11 protein-coding genes and 1 riboswitch are annotated in these 18,242 nt (G+C 68.8%); of the genes, 2 read left to right on the top strand and 9 right to left on the bottom strand.

All coding sequences use genetic code 11. The annotated features are described in order from the left end of the window. Nucleotides 1-30: 30 nt before the first annotated feature. Nucleotides 31-1,572 carry an FAD-dependent oxidoreductase gene (locus VT85_RS07895; RefSeq protein WP_068412988.1) on the bottom strand — a complete coding sequence of 514 codons (1,542 nt, stop codon included), beginning with the start codon at nt 1,570-1,572 and terminating at the stop codon, nt 31-33. A 193-nt stretch (nt 1,573-1,765) separates the two neighbouring features. Between VT85_RS07895 and VT85_RS07890 the strand changes: the two genes are divergently transcribed. Then, complete coding sequence (locus tag VT85_RS07890; RefSeq protein WP_068412985.1) at nt 1,766-2,347, top strand: 3'-5' exoribonuclease domain-containing protein; 582 nt, start codon at nt 1,766-1,768, stop codon at nt 2,345-2,347. A 94-nt stretch (nt 2,348-2,441) separates the two neighbouring features. Here the strand turns inward: VT85_RS07890 and VT85_RS07885 are convergent, their stop codons facing one another. The 8 genes from VT85_RS07885 to VT85_RS07850 form a co-directional block, all read right to left on the bottom strand. Continuing rightward, complete coding sequence (locus VT85_RS07885) at nt 2,442-3,476, bottom strand: DUF1559 domain-containing protein (RefSeq protein ID WP_068412982.1); 1,035 nt, start codon at nt 3,474-3,476, stop codon at nt 2,442-2,444. A gap of 78 nt (nt 3,477-3,554) precedes the next feature. Beyond that, entirely contained in the window at nt 3,555-3,743 is a 189-nt protein-coding gene (locus VT85_RS07880) for a hypothetical protein (protein ID WP_068412979.1), read from the bottom strand. Nucleotides 3,744-4,104: 361 nt separating this feature from the next. Then, complete coding sequence (locus tag VT85_RS07875; protein ID WP_068412976.1) at nt 4,105-4,551, bottom strand: DUF421 domain-containing protein; 447 nt, start codon at nt 4,549-4,551, stop codon at nt 4,105-4,107. 48 nt (nt 4,552-4,599) lie between these two features. Beyond that, the gene (locus tag VT85_RS07870; protein ID WP_156512736.1) at nt 4,600-5,094 is read right to left on the bottom strand and encodes a hypothetical protein; all 495 of its coding nucleotides are present in this window, start codon (nt 5,092-5,094) and stop codon (nt 4,600-4,602) included. A 35-nt stretch (nt 5,095-5,129) separates the two neighbouring features. Continuing rightward, nucleotides 5,130-8,285, bottom strand: a complete 3,156-nt coding sequence (locus tag VT85_RS07865; protein ID WP_068412970.1) for a GH116 family glycosyl-hydrolase — start codon at nt 8,283-8,285, stop codon at nt 5,130-5,132. A 103-nt stretch (nt 8,286-8,388) separates the two neighbouring features. Further along, nucleotides 8,389-10,212, bottom strand: coding sequence for a TolC family protein (locus tag VT85_RS07860; RefSeq protein ID WP_068412967.1), 1,824 nt, complete (start codon nt 10,210-10,212; stop codon nt 8,389-8,391). Between the two features lie 113 nt (nt 10,213-10,325). Continuing rightward, a complete protein-coding gene (locus VT85_RS07855; protein WP_068412963.1) occupies nt 10,326-11,300 on the bottom strand; it encodes a DUF1559 domain-containing protein in 975 nt (324 codons plus the stop codon). Nucleotides 11,301-11,434: 134 nt separating this feature from the next. After that, nucleotides 11,435-11,636, bottom strand: a riboswitch (cobalamin riboswitch). Nucleotides 11,637-11,685: 49 nt separating this feature from the next. After that, the gene (locus tag VT85_RS07850; protein ID WP_068412960.1) at nt 11,686-16,215 is read right to left on the bottom strand and encodes a discoidin domain-containing protein; all 4,530 of its coding nucleotides are present in this window, start codon (nt 16,213-16,215) and stop codon (nt 11,686-11,688) included. Nucleotides 16,216-16,474: 259 nt separating this feature from the next. On the opposite strand from VT85_RS07850, the gene VT85_RS26590 reads away from it, so the two are divergent. Further along, on the top strand, nt 16,475-18,226 hold the full coding sequence (locus VT85_RS26590) for an FAD-dependent monooxygenase (protein WP_068412957.1): 1,752 nt from the start codon (nt 16,475-16,477) through the stop codon (nt 18,224-18,226). Nucleotides 18,227-18,242: the final 16 nt, after the last annotated feature.

Here is an 18,242-nt window from a genome sequence, read left to right as displayed (position 1 = left end):
TCTCGACTTGACCCGATCCCGGCCCGGCCGTCAACCCGCCGGCGGGAGGTCGACAGGCGAGGGGCCGTCGACGACCCGGCCGACGCGGTCGAACCGTGAGCCGTGGCAGGGACAGTCCCAGGTCTTCTCGTTGTCGTTCCAGGCGACGATGCAGCCGAGGTGCGGGCAGACGGCCGACATCTCGTGGAGCGTCCCGGACTCGTCCCGATAGGCCGCGACCTTCGACGCTCCGCGCCGCAGGACGGCCCCGCCCCCGGCCGGGATGGCCCCGGCGTCCGACACATCGCCGCCGGTCACCCAGTCGACGTACTGGCGGGCGACGTTCGCGTTCTCCTTGAGGAACGCGCCGACGCCCCCCACGGGCTTGCGCGAGGGATCGTACAGCCCGGCCCAGGGGTTTTTCCGCTTGAGGATCAGGTCGGTGATCAGGATGCCGGCGATCGTGCCGTGCGTCATCCCCATCCCGGAATCGCCGGTCGCGATGTAAACCTCGTTCTCGTCGAGCGGGTTCTTGCCCAGGAACGCCAGGCCGTCGATGCTCTCCTGCACCTGTCCCGACCATCGGAATTCGATTCCTTGCATCATCGGGAATCGTTCCCGCGCCCAGGATTCCAGCCGATCGTACCGTGCCTCGTGGTCGGACGCCTGGCCGGTCTTGTGGTCCTCGCCGCCGACGATGAGCAGGTCGTGCTCGGGATGGTTCGGATCATCGGAGAGGTCTTGCAGGCGAACGTAGTGGTAAGGGTCCATCGTGTCCCAGTACAGGGCCTTGGGGATCGCGCCCCGGGGGACTTTCGCGGCGATGACGTAGGTGAGGTACGGGGCCTGCTTGGTGTGTATGGCGTAGCGATCGTTGATGGGCGAGTTGGTCGCCACAACGACGGCCGAGGCGCTGACGGTGTGGCCGTTCTGGGTCTGGACGTTGGCCGGCGAGCCCCCCTCGACCCCGTTGACGTGCGTGCCGTTGAAGATCCGACCGCCGTGCTTCTCGAAGGCTTTCGCCAACCCGTCCAGGTATTTCAGCGGGTGGAACTGGCCCTGGTCGGGGAACCGCAGGCAGGGTCCGGAATCGAACGGAGCGGAGGGGACGTCGGGGAGCCGCTCGACGCGCGTGAGACCGGCCCGGTGCGCCGCGGCCTCTTCACGGGCCAGCAAATCGCCGGGGTCGTCGGGGCCGAGCATCAGGTAGCCGTCGAGCCGCGCGAACTCGCAGTCGACGGCCTCGTCGCGGACGATCTCGGCGATCTTCTCGATGGCCGCGGTGTGGCTCTCGGCGGCCAGCCGGGCGCCCTCGACGCCGTGGATACGCTCGATCTCGATGTAGCGGTCGTCGAGGGCGTTGGAGAGGTGCGCCGTGGTCCGCTTGGTCTCCCCGCCGCCGATCGGGCCGTCGTCCAGCACGATGACGGACTTCCCCTCGCGAGCCAGCAGGTAGGCCGTCGACAGCCCCGCGATCCCCGCACCGACCACGCAGACGTCGATCACCAGATCCTCGCCCAGCGGCTTCCGATCGGCGATCGCCTCGTCGGCCGTCCAACTCGTCAGGTTCCGCCCCTCTTCGTCGCGCTTCATGGCCCGCCCCCTCCCCCTCCAATTCCGATTCCCAGACCGATTGAGCCCGGCTCGCCGCCAGCCGCACGCATTCCTACCATGCATCTCGCGGGCCGAACGCTTACGCGGTCCCTCCTGGCGCGGGGCGTGTTAGGATGGCGGGAGCCCGACGATCCGAGGGGCGAGCTTCCTGGAATGGGGAGGATGCGGAGCGATGGAGATCTACGTCAGCACGGACGTCGAGACCGACGGGCCGATCCCGGGGCCGCATTCGATGCTCTCGTTCGGGTCGGCGGCCTACACTGCGGACAAGCGGCTGATCGCCACGTTCGAGGCAAACCTGGAGACCCTGCCGGGCGCCGAGGCCCACCCCGAGACCCAACTCTGGTGGGACGCCCAACCCGAAGCCTGGGCCGAACACCGCCGCGACCCCCGACCCCCCGCCGAGGCGATGCCCGAATACGCCGCCTGGGTGAAGGCCCTGCCCGGCAAGCCGGTCTTCGTCGGCTATCCGGCGGGATTCGACTTCATGTTCATAACATGGTATCTGTATCGCTTCACAGGCGCGTCGCCGTTCTCGTTCGCGGCCCTGGACGTGAAGACGTTCGCCATGGCCACCCTGGGGACCGACTTCCGCGCCACCGCCAAGCGCACCATGCCGAAGTCCTGGTTCGACCCCCTGCCCCACACCCACAAGGCGCTTGACGACGCCGTCGAGCAGGGGGCGCTGTTCTGCAACATGCTGGCCGAAAACCGGGCGATCCCCCGCCCGTCCCCTCGCGATCGGCGGCCGTGACGACTTCCGCGCGCGAAGCGAGCCGGGGGAGAGAAGGCTCTCCTCCGGCTCGTTCGTCGATCAGGCTTCAGATCGAACGATCAGGATGTCAGTGTCAATAGCTGTCGGACGAGATGACCTCGCCGCCGTTGCCGGAGCCGAGACCCATCCAGGTCTGCTGATTGATGGAGTCCTTGATGAACCGGACGGAGCCGTCGGCCAGCAGGGCGTTGACGCCCCCCGAGTGGTTGCTGCTGTTGACGAACAGGTGGCCGAAGTCGGACCCGCAGCCGTTGCAGCTGTCCCACCGGCAGTACGAGAAGGTGTACTGGCTCGAGTTCGGGGTCAGGACGGTGTTGGTCAGGGTGAAGCCGGGGGCGCCCAGCGCCCACATCTCGCCCCGGTTGGGGGTCGAGGCGTTCGGGTTGCTCTTGTAGTTCTGCTGGCAGGTCTGCGCGCCGGTCATGACCAGCGGGAGGTTCTGCCGGACGTCGAAGAAGTTGCTCGTGGTGTCCAGGCCGCCGCCGGCGAAGCCGCCGCGGAACCGCGCGGCCCGCTGGTTCGAGTCGCCGACGAGCGACTCGACGTGCGAGATCGTGTTCGAGCTGCCGTCGACCAGATCGGCGATCGTGGTGCCGGCGCCCTGGGTGTTGAACACGCCGGGGCTGGTCGCGCCCCAGGGATTCGTGGTCGGGCCCATCGAGCCGTGGTAGCTGTTGATGTTGGCCCGGCCGGCGGTGCCGTCGGAGGGGCACAGCAGCACGTTGATCCGGGTCTGCGCGGCCGTGCTGTTGACGTCCTGACCGCCGCCCATCACCCAGACCGTCCAGTTGAAATTGCAGGCGTTGTACACGGCCGTCTGCTCCATGTACGGCAGAAGCAGCGCCAGGTGGCCGAAGGTGCCCCACGTATAAACGTCGGTCAGGTTGCCGTGGGCCTTGGAGTTGCCGATCGGGAACGAGCCGATCGCCTGGTGGTAGTTGTGCATGCCCAGCCCGATCTGCTTCAGGTTGTTCACGCACTGCGACCGCCGGGCGGCCTCGCGTGCGGCCTGAACCGCCGGGAGCAGAAGAGCGATCAGGACCGCGATGATGGCGATGACGACGAGAAGTTCGATCAGCGTGAAGCCGCGCTTCCGCGAATGAGTCATAGGATTACCTCGTCAAATGAGAATGAGGACGATCGACCGAACGTCGGCCTCGTCGGGAACGATCCCCGCGTCGGGGCGTCAGGACTTCTTCTTCTTGGCCGACTTGCTCTGCATGTATTCGATCGACTTGTTACGCGCCTCTTCCTGCTCCTTCTTGACCTCCGGAGCCGGGCCGGACCCCGCATCCTCGCAGCCGGAGACAGCCGCCGCCAGACCGCAGGCCGCCGCCGCCGCCAAGGCCGATCCGAAATTTCTGCGGTTGATCATGTCAGATCCTTTCGATGTTCGGGCCCGGGACGCCGCTCGCTGGGCCTCGCCTGGGGCGAACCCGTGCGGACGACGAAGGCCCGGCGCGACGAGGCCGCACGCGGCCCGAACTGCGATGACATTCGGGCGAAGTCCCGCTCCTCGACGCCGTCGCGTCATCGGGGCGAGAGGCCGTCACGCCCGGTTGGGGTGGGTTGATCGAGCCGTTTCGATCCGCACGACCGCCTCAGCCTCTCCGTCGGGGACCGAGGAGCAAGCGAGCATAAACTGACTCTCTACCTTTCTAACTTACTCCGAAGGCGCGCGGAGTCAAGCAATCGCCCCTAAGAAATACGGAGTTCTGCCTCCGCCGTTCGGCCGGTCAGCGATCGGCGGGGATGATCGAAATGTCGCCGTTGCGCTCGAGGATCGCGTACTTGACCTGGGCGAGCGACTCGAGTCCCTGCGAGCGTCGGGCCGCCTCCAGCACGTCTTCCAGGTCGACGCGCGCCCAGGCCAGGCGATCCTCCAGCGGCCTGCCCGATTCGATGAGGATCGTGGGGAGCCCGTCGACGACCCGATCGAGCGGCTTCCACCGCCGCTTCGCCGCCGCCAGGGAAAGGTCGAGTCCGAGGAGCGTCAGGATGACCAGCGCGGCGCTCGTCAGCGAGAAATCGTCGCCGATCATGGCATTCTGGGTCGCCTCGCTCATGATCAGGAGGAGCACGAAGTCGAACGTCCGCATTTCGCCGAGCGTGCGACGCCCCGCCGCGCGCACCACGAAGAGGAGGAACACATAGACCGCGACGGCGCGAAGAATCGAATTCATTTCATGGGTTCACATGAGAGACGGGAGTTCTCGGCCACTCAACGGTTTTCAGGGATAGACGAACTGCCGGAGCGAGAGCATCTGCCCCCCTTCGAGTCCGATCTCGATCCGCGCCGGGCCCGGAGACCTGGGGCGGACCTCCAGGGCGACGACGACCTCCCCGACGCCCGGCCTCGCCGGGATCGAGAAGGTCACCCCTTCGCCGTCGAAGACGGCCGCGGCGGAATACGATTCCAGTCCCTCCACCGCGAAGTCCTCCAGGAAGTGCGAGCCCAGGCGGAGCCCGAGCCGCCCGTCGGCGCCGGGCTCGACCCTGACTTCGACCGTGGTCGGCGAATCCAATCGGCCGAACCGCTCGTAGGAGACGCGGAGGCTCCGCGTCGCGTCGAAAGCCTCGGTGGAGGAGAGCGGGCCGTCGCCGAAGCCGCCGAGGGCCGCGAACGCGAGGACGGCCGCGATGGCCCCCCATGCCCGGCGCTGCCAGCTCCACATGCGCTGCTGAAACTCGATCTCCTCGTCGATCTGCAAACCGTCCGCCGCCATCCTCGCCGTCCCCCCGTCTTCGGGATCTCCCGGGCTCACCTTATCCACGCCTCCAACGGCCGTCCCGGCCCGACGACGACTTCGGACGGGAGCGTCAGGTCGATCATCCCCGGTGTCGCGGCCGGTCGCGCAACGACCCCCGCGATCGGTGCGACGCCGAGGCTCGCCTCGACGCGAACCGCATCCGCCGGTCGGGTCGACGCCAGGCCGAGGGTCGCCAGCGCGAGCCTTCCGTGACGGACGTCGACCGTTGCGACGAGCGCCTCGCCTTCGCGACGCTGCGCGAACGTCCCCCAGCCCTCGGCGGCGGTGAAGGCCGCTCGGAAGTCGTCCGGGGAGAGCCGGGGGGCGAAGGCGAGGCGACGACCCGGGCCGTGGTACTCGAACCCGCAGGCCGCCAGGTACACGCCGTAGCTCGCCATCGACCGCGCGTAGTGGTCGCCGCACTCCACCTCGTTCCACGGGTTGCGACGGCCGGCGTCGTAGCGGTCGTGCACCGCCCGCGCGACCGCCAGGCCCTGCTCGACCATCCCTTCCCAGATCATGTGGCCGGCGACCTGGTATTCAAACCCGTTCATGCACTCATTGAAATACATGGCCGACCATCCCCCCGAGGGGTCGTCGATCGGCGGCCGGGGGCTCTTCGGGAACGTGACCATCAGGAGCCCGGCCTCGCCCGGCATGGCGTACCAGCGGCCCGCCTTGTAGGCCTCGCGGTACGGGCCCACGTCGGGCGTGAAGTTGTAGGTCCAGAGCGAGCCGAGCGCCTTTTTCACCCGAGACTCGTCGAGGATGCGGCCCAGGCTGACCTGGAAGGCCCAGTGCTGGCCGAAGACCTGATCGATCTCGCAGCCGTCGTATGAGCCGACGGCCCTGGCGTGCGCCGGGTCGGGACGCTGGATGAAGTAGCCGAAGTCCTCGTGCCAGAGGAGCTTCGCGAGGTTCGCGGCCCCCTTCTCGGCGAGCCCGCGGCAGCGAGCCGCGAATTCGTCGTCGCCTCGCTCGCGGGCCATCGCCTCGCCCGCCTTGAGCGCGGCGAGGTAGAGCGACGAGAGCCAAGGCACCTCGCCGAACCACGAGGCGTCGAGCGTGTTGTGCTGACCGCCGTCGAGCAGGCCGTCACCGTCGGAATCGTGGCGGATCAGGAATTCGAGCGACGCCTTGACCCTGGGCCAGAGTCGGGCCAGGAACGCGCCGTCGGCCGAGGTCTGGTGCTCGCGATAGGTCCGCAGGATGCTCCCCGCCTGACCGTCGACGGCGGGGCCGACGGGTTCCTCGGCGCGGTGGCTGATCGCTCCGGTCGTGGGGTCGAAGCCGACGCCCTCGGCGTAGTCGACGCGCTCGCGGAGGATCCGCTCCAGCTCGGGGAAGAGTCGACTGACGGCCTGCGCGTAATGCCAGACGTGGGTGCAGGTCCCCGCGCAGCAGCCGACGCCTTCCCAGCCGTAGAAGCGGCCGTCGCCGAAGCGGTGACACGTGGAACTGGCCAGGATCGACGTGTTCGCGAACGTCCGATCGAGGAACCAGTAGGGGAGCGTCGAATCGTACCAGACGTCGCGCCAGAGCCTCGTCTCGCGGTCCAACCGCTCCCAGTCCGCCGCGACGTACCGCGCCACGGCGTGAGCATCCGAGAACCTGTTCGCATAATGCCGCCCCAGGTCTTTCGGCAGGTTGACGCCGGGGAGCGACAGATTGGGGAAGCGCCAGGCGACGACGAACGTGGCCGACCGCTCCTCGCCCGGCTGCAAGGTCATCGGTCGGATGATCGCCCCGACGAGCTTCGATCCGAACGGAGCGTGCGGCTCCGGCGGGGCGTCGAAGAGGCCGTCGGCGGGGCTGCCGGAGCGAGTCGCGGCCAGGGCCCGGTCCTCGTCCGTGGGGGCGAGCAGCGTCAGGGCCATGGTGCCGAAGTCGCGGCGGCGTTCGACCGGTCCCTGCCCGGCGCGAGGCTCATCCTCCTGGACGAACTGGTCGGCGTCGATATGTCCCCAGTCGCCGGAGTGGGCGTCGACGATCTCGATGCGGGCGGTCTCGCCGACGTGGCGGCGGACGTCGAACGACCGCCAGGTCATCGCATCCGAGCGTTCTCCGACGGCCGAATGCACGACGCGCCCGCTCACCGTCAGGTTGACGCAGGTTCGATCACGGTGGTCTCCGCCGCCGATCAGGAAGTTTACGTAATCGCGGTCGATCACGAATGGCGGAGAGGTCAGCCGGCCGGTCAGGGCGTCGGTCCCGGTCCAGGTGTTGACGAGGCCCTTCCCCTGATAGCCCCTGAGCGTCTGACCGGGCCCCTGCCCCGCGCTCGGACGATCGCCGAACGCTTCGCCCTCGGCGATCCAGCCGCCGTAGTCCTCGCCTTCGAAGTCGGCGATCGGGATCGGCGGGCGCGACGGCTTCGAAGTCTTCGGAGCGGGCTCGGCGCGGCAGGCGACGGCCAGCAGGCCGGGCTCGCGGACGGCCTCGTTGACGAGCGTCCCCTCGCCGGCTTCCCCGGTCACATGGCAGACGGCGTTCTGGAGCCACCCCCCCAACTCGATCTCGACGGCCGCGTCCGACGTGTTGCGGATCGTGTAGGTCAGTGTGGTCGCGGGCAAGCTGGAGGCGTCCACGTCCAGCGGGACGAACGGCGAGAAGGCTTCGAGCGTCACGCGCAAGGGGACGCCGGGATCTTCATAAGTGACGACGCCAATGGGATACTCGCCCCGGAAGCGGACCTCGGCGAACCCCTTGCGGTCCAGCGTGCGGACCTCGCCCGCCTCGCCCTTTTTCACGCGGATCGCGAAGCCCTGGTCCACCGGCGACGCCGGCCGCAAGGGGTTCGCATAGTGGGCCTCGTTGGTGCGGATCGTCTCGTTGAAGACGTCCCAGTGCCAGAGCGTACCGTCTCCCCCCAGGTAGAGCTGCCCCGCGCAGAGGCCGCCGATCGGCATGCCGATCAGGTCGAGATCCGACCCTTGATGAACGGTCGGCCGCCCGCGTTCGAAGAGCGAGCGGACCCAGGCGGGATCGAGCTTCTTGTCGGCGGGGACGAGTCGTTCGAAGTCCTTCGCGTCGAAGGGACCGGCCATCGCCCCGTTGGGTCGGCCCCCCGCGAGCACCGCCCCCGCGCCGAGGCCTATGACCTGGATGAACCGCCTGCGGTTCGGCCCGCAGCAGCCGGAATCCGGCGTGCACGACTCGTTCGACATGGCCTCGCCCCCGTTTCGACCCCGATCGACTCCGAAGCGCTCCGTTCGCACCTCGCCGAGCTTATCCCGACCGGCGACGGCCCGCCAGGCTGCGCCGGGCGGGCTAGGGGAACATCTTGACTCCGGTGGATATGTTCAGGTCGAGCATGTCCTGTCGCAGCTCGATCAGGGCGTTGCGATACTGCTGGACGACCTCGTCGAAGTCCTGCTGCTCTCCCAGGAAGTCGCCGGCTCGAGAGGGATCGGCCTGGAAGGCCCGGAACGCCGCGTCGCGGCTTTTGCGGGCGGCGGTGAGGCCGTCCCGCTCCAGTTCCTCGACGGAGGCCAGGGTGTCGCGGAGGTCCTGGGCCTGATCCTCGACCTCGCGGATGATCTCGTATTCGAGGGCCTGCGCCTCGGCCTGCGTCTGGGCGACGTTCGCCTCGGCGCGGCGGATGTTGCCCTGGTTGCGGTTGAACATCGGCAGTGCGATGTTGACGCCGAAGCCGTACGACCGCGCGCTCTTCACGCCCTGATACTGGCCGTCCTGGAAGGTGTAGGGCTGATAGACCGCGTAGACGTCCGAATAGCGGTTGGCGCGCGCGAGCCGGACGTCGGCCCCGGCGCGAAGGAGCCCCAGGCGATAGGCGGCCAGATCCGGCCGGTGCTCCAGGGCCGTGCGGACGAGGCTGGCGTCGTCGGGGATCGGGACATCCTCGCGGAGCCGCCCGCGGAGCCGGAGCGACCGGATCTCGTTGCCAGGCATGAAGAGGAGCTGCCCGATCGTTCGATGGGTCCGGGTCGACGCCCGCTCCGCCTGCTTGAGCTGGAACGCCGCCTGGCTGGCGCGGCTGCGCAACTCGGCGACGGCCTCGTCGAGGTCCTCGCGATCTTGGCCCTCGGCCTGGTCCCGGCGGCGTTCGGTGGCGTCCAGGATCGTGGTGATCCCGTCGCGGTAGGCCTGGCTGTAGCGGACCGTCTCACGCGCGGCGAGGGCGTTGACGTAGGCCGTATAGAGCTGCTCGGTCATCCTGCGCAGCTCGTCCAGCAGCTGGGCCTCGGTGACCTTCCTGGCCTTCGCGGCGACCTCCATCCTGGCCTTGCGCTTCCGGCTGACGTCCAGTGGTACGGAGATGTTCACGTCGTATTGCGGCAGTCCCCCGCCGCCGGGGCGTTCCTCGGTGTATCGCCCGTAGGGGGCTCCCTGCACGTCGGCGTAGAGGATGGGATTGCTCCGCAGGCCGGCGGTCAGCAGGTCGGCGTCGGCCTTGGGGATCTCATAGCGGAGGGCCACGATGTTGAGGTTGCATTGCAGCATCCGATCCAGGGCCGCATCAAGGGTCAGGCCCTCTGCGGGGCCTGGATCGTCGGGCGTCGAGGGGAGTTCGAGCCTCGGACGTTTGGCGAGAGTGCCCGCGTCGAAGTCCAGGGGCTCGACATCGGTCCGTTCCTTCTGGATCCGCCCTGCCAGCGGCGAGGCCCGGCCCTGTTGCGATCCGCCGCCGGGCCGGATGTTGGGGATCGCGGCACGGCCGAGGCGGCCCCCCAGCAGGCCCGGCCCAGAGGCACCCGGCGAGCCGTCGCCGAGATTCGCGCCCGACGATCCGATCGGCGGCGGGAGGAGCGACTCGTCCGGGTCGCCGGGGCTCCCTTGCGTCAGGCTCCGTCCCGACGATCCGGTCGTCCCCCCGGAGCGTCCCGCGCCCCCTTGCAGGCCGCCGAACCGCTCCGGGTCGCCCGGCTCGCCGCCGTCGAGCGGCCCGAGGGCCGACCCGCGTGCGCCCTCCTCGGCCTCTCCCGTCGAAGGCGTCCCACCCGAACTCATCCCCTGGGCGGCGGCGGAATCGACCAGGACGCAAAGGCCCAGCAGGACGACGATCGCCGCTCCCATGAGCCGTCGGACGGTCGTTCCGTCGATCCTCCGCTCAGGGGCCGTCCGTCCCGCCATCGCACATTGCCCCTCGGAAGACTGGGTGGTCCTCTCGGGTTATCGGTCGTCGGGGTCGGGCGGGTCGAGAGGATTTCCGGGGCGGTCGGATTCGTCGCCGGGGTAGGGCCGATTTACTCGGCGTCCGCGCTGATGATCTCGGAGCCCTTGCGCGAGAGGAAGGCTGAGAAGACCCTGAGGTCCATCGACTCTTTGAGGAACCGGACCGAGCCGTCGACCATCAGGAAGTTCGCCCCGCCGACGTGGTACGAATGGAACTCCTGACCGAAGTCGCAGCCGAGCTGGCCCTTTCGCTTGTCGGTGTTCATGACCTGGCACGATGCGAAGGTGCCGGTTGGGGACGAGCTGTAGCGGGCGTTGAGCGGCGCGCTCTGGTCGAAGAAGTTTTTGTGGCCCATCCAGAGGCCGTGCAAGGCGTTGGGGGCCTCGCCCAGGACGGCCGTATAGGTCGTGCCGTCGGGGATATCCATCAGGGTGATGTTGGGCTCGTCGCGATGCATGATGACTCCCCGACCCTCGCCGGCGGACGTCCCATAATTATTCTGGCAATTGGACGCGGGATAGCAGCGCAAGGCGCGCTCGCCCCAGTTGCCGCCGTAATCGTTGCGGCCCATCACCGGCGAGGTCGGGTCGTCGCCGTTGGGCTTGCCCACGTCTCCAGCCGGGTTCGACGGGCAAAGGAAGGTCGACAGCCGGGCCTGGCTGGCCGTCAGGTTCTCGTCCTGCACGTACCACCGGGTCTGGTTGATGGCGTTGTAGATCGGGGCCTGGTCCATGTACGGGAGCATGGCCGATCCCCAGCTCAGCACGCGAAGCTCGTGGCCGGCGGGCGAGGCGAGGACGCTGGGGGAGACGATGCCCCCGGGGCCTCCCTTGGGGAGCACGTTGTAAACGCTGAGATATTGATGCATCGCAAGCCCCAATTGCTTGAGGTTGTTGCGACACTGGATGCGCCGGGCGGCCTCGCGGGCGGATTGCACGGCGGGGAGCAGCAAGGCGATCAGGACGGCGATGATCGCGATGACCACCAGGAGTTCGATCAGCGTGAACCCCCGGCGCAAGGGGCGCGGGGCGGGGAAGGGAGGCATCGGGGAGGGCCTTTCGATTCGATCGAGCCGGGTCGGGCTGGGTGGGTCGGCGCGGGGGCCGCATCCGGCGGGCTCGATCGAGGCGGGCGTGGGCCTGCCGTCGGGGCTCGCGCGGACGCTCGCGGCCGGGGCGTCTCGACATCGATTCGACGGGCAGGTCTTCTGGCTCTCGGCTCGTAGCGGCTCTCGGACGACCTTCCCGCCTTTCGGCAGTGGTCGCAGCGTCCGAAGCCTGGCCGATTACAGCGGCGGCCCCGCGCCGGATTCCCACCGGCTTCCCTATTCTCCCCCCCGCGGCGCGAAGCCGGGGCGGGCACCCGTCGATTTTCTCCAATCTAACGAAATCCGGCCGATCAGACAACCCGCGCCGCGACGCCCGGCCGCTTCATGAGCCGAAAACGTTCACGCCGTACAAGGAGTAGTTTTTGGTCGCGTTATAGCGAGTCATGTAAATGCGGACATAACGTCCGCGCGCCTTGAGATTCGTCTGCTCGACGACGCCACCGGAGGTCGCGCCGACGACCGAGCGGACGGTCGTCCAGGAGTCGCCGTCGTCGCTCGTCTGGATCTCGTAATCGACGGCGAACGCGGCCTCCCAGGTCAGCCGGACGCGGTCGAAGTCGCGGATCGCGCCCAGGTCGATCACGAACCAGGCGACGGAGGAGGGGCGCATCCACTGGCCGCTCGACCATCGCGACGCGGCTGAGCCGTCGAGGGCCGCCGCCGCCGCGTGGCCGGGGCTCTCGTCGCTGGAAGAGGTCGCGGTCTTGCCCCGGGCCAGGTCGAAGGCGGGCGCGACGATCTCGATGCCGGAGACCTTGGCGTAATCGGGCTGGCCGTCGCCGTTGAAGGCCACGACGATGCTCCCCGCGGCGTCTGCCGTCGCCGTAAACTCGCGGACGATCGCCCGGTTCCCGGCCCCGGCCGCGGCCAGGATGTCGAACCGCTCCAGGACCTTCGTCCCGTTGAGGAAAACGTCGAACGTCCGCCGGCCGATCTCCGACCAGTAGATCTCCGCGAAATGCAGGCGTACCGTATAGATCCCGCCGGGCGTCAATCCCGGGATCGTATACGTGAAATTCCCGTATCGCTCGGCCTGGTATACCGATTGCGACGCGGGAGAAGCGACGCCGCTCACGTCGATCGCGTGCGTCGTGCTCGACGTCATCCCGCCGGTGAAGTAGGCGTCCGACCCGAACGGAGCCGTGGAGGGGGGCGGGGACGAGGACGTCGACCCTCCCGAGGCGACGGCGACGACCCGATGGGTCTGGAGAGTGATCTCGCCGATCTGGATGATCGGGTCGCCGTTGCTGACGATGGCGTCGAGCCGGTAGAAGTGGAACGCCGTTGAATTGGCGATCGTATAGGTCCGGCTGGTGAGGTTCGTGATGATCGCCTCATCATTGCGGACGTCGAGGGTCGTCCAGGTGACGCCGTCGTTGGAGCCCTTGAGGACCCAGCTTTTGGGGGCGCGGCCTGGGAAGGTCGCGGTGTCGTTGGCGCTGGTGATCGTGTATTGGGTGACGACCTGGGTGACGCCCCCGGCGAATTCGTATTGAATCCAGCTCGTGCGGGAGAAGTCCAGCCATTTCGTGCGGGGGTCGCCGTCGAAGGCGTGCATTCGAGACTCCCCCGCCGTCGCGTTGTCGCCCCTCGCGGTGATCGCGGCCGTCGCGGCCTTGTTCGAGACGTTCACCGGCATGGGCAGCTTGGCCGAGGCGTACAGGCTGTTCATCATCGCCCGGGAGGAAGTGCCGTCCGTATAGTAGATGTCAACGACGAGCGACCGGCCGGATTCGTCTTGATACGGTTGAATATATAGGTCGGCCTTCACGCCGTTGCGAACCAGGACCGCCCGATCGGTTCCCGGTGCGCCCTGGTATCGCCATTCGCCCCCGCCGGAGCCGGTGACGACGACCCTGGCGATCGTCTTCCCGGCCGGGAGTCCGGCCAGCACGATGTGGACGTCCTGGAAGCCGTCGGGGCCTGTCGAGTTCGGCCCCGAACCGATGAAGTCGCGCCCGTCCTGGCCGTGCGACGCGGCCGAGACGATCGAGGCGGTCGGCAGGCTCAACAGTCGGTCGTCGGCCGTCGCGCCGTCGAGGATCGCGGCCAGCACGCGCATCGTCGCCGGGGCGCCCGTCGCGGGGGCGCGTCCCCAGTTGCCGCGCGTGGTCAGGACGATCTCGACGGGCGTCATCCAGGGGTTGTTGGAGAGAGTGTAGGGAAGCTCGCCCCGGCCCGGATCGCCCATTGCGCCAATGGTCACGGCGGGCCGGGAAGGGTTAGACCAGAGGATGACGTTGTCCGAGAAATCGCCGGCGAGGTAGGTCCGCCCCGCGCTCGCCTTGCTCGCCCATCGGTCGTGGGAGACCCGGATCGTCGCGGCCGAGTCGACGAAGGTGTTCCCCTTGATTTTCAGCCCGAGCACCGGCAGCCGCGACCATCCCCAGGGTGCGGGGTGAGGGCCCTCGAAGGCCCCCTCGCTGGAGCCCGCCTCGATCCGCAGCGAGGAGCCGCCGAGGAACGTGTTGCCTTCAATACGCTGGTTCCAGTGGTTGCCGCTGATGACCACCGCCACGTTATTCGCGCTCATGCCCCGGAGGTCGATCGTATTATCGCGATACGTCTGGTCGACGAACCCCCGGCCGACGGCGATGACGAAATCGCCCTGGGGGAGCGGCTCGTCGAGCAGATACCTCGTGGGGCCGAGCGTCTGGGCGATCATCCGCCACTGGCCCGCGAAGGGACCGGTCAAGATCGAGACGACGTCGCCGGTTCGTGGAACCGGGCCGCGCAGGTGGGGGATCTGCACGATGAAGCCGTCCGGCGAGACGGCCGACGGGACGCCCTCGAACCTCGGCTGATAGGTCTCCGTGAGGATGATCTCGGGATTGTTCGTGTAGCCGTCCGGCGCGCCCGAGGCGGGGGTGCCGATGCCTCCGTCGATCGTGTTCCTTTCGATCAGGTTGCCAATCCCCTGCCCCGAGTCGGCGTTGCCCAGGACGAGGAAGCGCTGAGTGATACCCCTTGGCGCCATGACGTGGGCGTGATTGCCCCGGATCACCAGGTCGAAGCTCCGGTGCGCGTTCAGAAATGTGGGGGAGATGGTGTCGGCGAGGGCGCCGCGATAGTCGTTGTCGACGACCCGCCAGGGGGCCGCACCGAGCTGGATCCAGCCCCCTTGCAGGACGTTTTCGGCGATCAGGCCGGTGTCGCCGTCCTCGAAGTTCATGAGCGCCACGGCCTGCTCGTAAACCCCCGCGACGGCCGCCGCCGGAGCCGTGATATTCAGCCTCGTGAACGCCAGGTCGACGTCCACGGTCCCCATCCCGGCCTGGATCACGTTGCGGGCGGAGGATTTCCAGAGGGCCGTCGAGCCGAGGAATCGGATCGCGAAGCCGTCGAGCGCGACGTGGCTGGCGCGGATCTGGATCGCGCCCGTCGCCGAGGCCCAGGGGGAGCCCGCCGCGTCCGAGAGGACGAACTCCAGCACGGCCCCGGCCGCAGCCGTGATCCGGACGGGACGGTTGAAGTTCAGAGGTTGATGAAGCGCGTAGACGCCGGGTTGGAGGTGGATCGACGGGGCTCCGGCGTCGATCGCGGCGAGGAGCCCGGCGGCGTCGGCCACGATCCGGGTCGTCGCCCCGACGCGGGGGTCGACGGCCAGGCGGCCGAGGTCGGCGGTGGCGGCGGCGAACCGGGAGACGGCCTCGGAACCGTCGTCGAACGTCAGCCGAAGCGTGAGCGTCGATCCGCTCTCGTCGCGGACGGGGGGGAAGTCGAGGACTCCCGAGGCCGCGTCGAGCCGCATCGCCGTCGGGCTCGGGAAGCCGGTGTACGGGGCCGGTGCGCCCGGCTTGAGGAAGAGCCAGGCCGCGCCCCGGCGATCGCTCAGGACGGCCGATCGGATGGTGGCGAACGACTGCGGCGACGGCAGCGCGGCGAGGCTTGCGGCGTCGATCGCGGCGTGGGAGAATCCCGGATACTGGGCGTCCTGGGGACGGCTCGACGCGACGAACCCGGACAGGTTCGCCTCGGCGACCGCCGGCGTCGCCAGGCCGGGGGACGTCGCGCCGGCCGTGACGACGACGACGTCGCTCTTGCCGCTGCGATTGGTGTAAGATCGGTAGTCGGGATTCCAATGGTCGTAGAAGACCTGGATCGTCAACGGCACATTGGCGAGGTTTACGTCCGAGGAGAAGAAGAGGTCGGCCGTCGTCCCCAGCGTGGCGCTCGTCCCGGCCCGGTCGAGCATTTCGGCGTTCCAGCGGCCGTCGGGATTGACGCCGGCCTCCCAGGAACGCGGCGGGGTGGTCGCGGCGGTGATCCGGACGTAGCCCGCGGCGCCGGCCGAGAGGTTGGCGATGGCGACGTGGACGTCCTGATGGCCGTCCGGACCGACGGCGATCGAGGCCCCGGTCCAGTCCTGCCCGTCCTGGCCGAGAAAGCTCGCTTCGAGACCCTTGCCGGGCGTGCGGAGGTTGGGATCGACGGCCGTGGTGGAGCGCACGTCGGCCTGGGCGACGGAACCGTCGGCGTAGATCACCCGAACGGCCTGGTAGAGCGTCCCGGCCGGGTCGGCGAAGTAGGGCTCCAGATAGAGGTCGCCGAGGGTCGGATTCGAGGGGTCGGGCCGGAAGAAGGCATTTTTGCCCCCCAGGGGGCTCCAGCTCCAACCGCCGCCGCCGTAACGCTCGACCTCGACCCGCGCCACCGTTTCCCCGGTGAGGCCGGTCAGCCGGAAGTGGACGTCTTGATAGTCGTTGGGCGCCTGCTGGACGAGCGTCCCTTCGGTGCCGACGTAATCGCCGCCGTCCTGGCCCAGCCAGAGCGCGGAGAGGGTCAGGAGCCTTCGTTGTTCCAGAACGCCCGCCACGGGAATGAACGAGCGACGACGCCTTCGGATGCCCATCAAAACCGGACCCTCTTTCTGCTCTCGACGAGGCCAATCAGGAGGAACGCGATCGAGCCGCCCGCCCGATGATAAGTTTAGGACGCGATCCGCCATCAGGCCCAGGGACATCCTGGATCCGGGAGGGTCTGGTCGAGCGGATTTGACGTGCGGGATTGTGGCGGAAGGGGATCTGGCCGGTGGCGTGCGAGCGGAGACTGTGACAAAGTGGAAGGGAGCCCCGGCGCGGGGCCGCGGTGTTTCGGCGGGGGCCGTGAGTATGTCCGAGTGGATCGATCGCGAGGTTGAGGTGCTCGTGGTGGGTGCGGGGCCTTCGGGCCTGAGCCTCGCCTGCGAACTGCGGCGCCGGGGCGTCCCCTGTCTGCTCATCGACGAGGGGGACGGTCCATCCCCAGAGCGCGAATCCCGCGCCCTGGCGATCCACGCCGGCACGATGGAAGTTTTCCACCGGCTGGGGGTCGCCGACCGGATGCGCGCGGAGGGGCGGGCGGTCCACGGGATCAGCGTCTATCGCGGGACCAAGCGGATCGTGGACCTGCGCCTCACCCTCTCCCCGGACGAGACCCGGTTTCCTTACATCCTGATCCTCCCCCAGGCCCGCACCGAGCGGATCCTGCTGGAACGCCTGGAGGAACTGGGGGGCGAAGTCGAGTGGCGGACGCGCCTCTCCTCGTTCAAGGCCGACCTCGACGGCGCGACCGCGGTCCTGAAGGACGGAGCAAACCGGGAGACCCACGTCCGGGCCAAATGGCTGATCGGCTGCGACGGAGCCCGAAGCGCGGTCCGGCACGGCCTGGGGCTCTCGTTCGAGGGGGGCGAGTACCCCGAGCGGTTCCTGCTGGCCGACGTGGCGGTGGATTGGGGGATGTCGGCCGACGAGGTGGCGGTCGTGCTCACGAACGAGGGGCCGATGGTCGCCGTCCCACTCCCCCAGGATGGCCGTTGGCGACTGATCGACGGAACCGGCAAGGCCGACGTCGACGCCCCCGAGGCGATCGTGGCCCGACTCCGCGAACTGGCCGGGCCGATCTCCGGCCTCGGAGGCAAGGTGGGAGGGGCGTCCTGGACCTCCCCCTTCGTGATCCACCGCCGCGTAGTCGACCGCTACCGCGCCGGGCGATGCTTCGTCGTCGGCGACGCGGCCCACCTGCACAGCCCGGCCGGGGGCCAGGGGATGAACACGGGAGTCCAGGACGCGGCCAACCTCGCCTGGAAGCTCGCCATGACGATCCGGGGCCAAGGCCCGGAATCGCTCCTGGAATCCTACGACGCCGAACGCCGGCCGGTCGGCGAAGGAGTCTTGAAGGGGACCGACTGGGTGATGCGGCTGATCGCCGCGCGGAACCCCCTGACCCGCGCCCTGCGCGACGCGACGGTCGCCTCGCTGGGCCGGCTCGAGGCCGTCCGGCGTCGGCTCTCGCGTGAGCTTTCGGAGCTGGCCGTCTCCTACCGCCGGAGCCCGATCGTCGCCGAGGACCGGCCCGGCCGGCTCGTCGCGACCGTGGAGGAAGGGGCGACCGGCTATAACGCGAGCCGGGCGTTCCTCCAGGGCCCCCAGGCCGGCGACCGCCTGCCGGACGTCCTGCTGGCCCAGTCCGACCCGGTCACCGGGCTACCCCTGCGGCTCTCGGACCTCGTCTTCCGCAACACTGACGCGGAATCCCAGCCCGGGGCCGGTACCGACGACGCCGGCCGCCACGTCCTGCTCGTCTTCCAGGGGACCAAGCCCGAATCGGGAGCCTTCCGCGTGGACTTCCTTGTGGAAGAGTTCATCCCCCCCCACCTGGCGAACCGACTCCGCGCGATCCTCATCGAGCCGAAGTCCCCGATCGAGGCCTCCCCCGCCTGGCGTGGAGAACGCCTGGCCGACCCCGCCAACGCCCTCCACCGCCGGTTCGGCGCCGAGGGAGCGTGCCTCTACCTCGTCCGGCCCGACGCCTACATTGGGTTCCGCGCCCGACCGCTGGACCCCATGGCCTTCCGCGATTACGTCAAACGCATCTTCCTCTGAGTTCGAGTCGAACTAT

The sequence above is a fragment of the Planctomyces sp. SH-PL62 genome (assembly GCF_001610895.1).
Lineage (GTDB): Bacteria > Planctomycetota > Planctomycetia > Isosphaerales > Isosphaeraceae > Paludisphaera.
The sequence above is the reverse complement of the archived record's forward strand: the minus strand, read 5'-3'. Positions and strand labels throughout refer to the sequence as shown.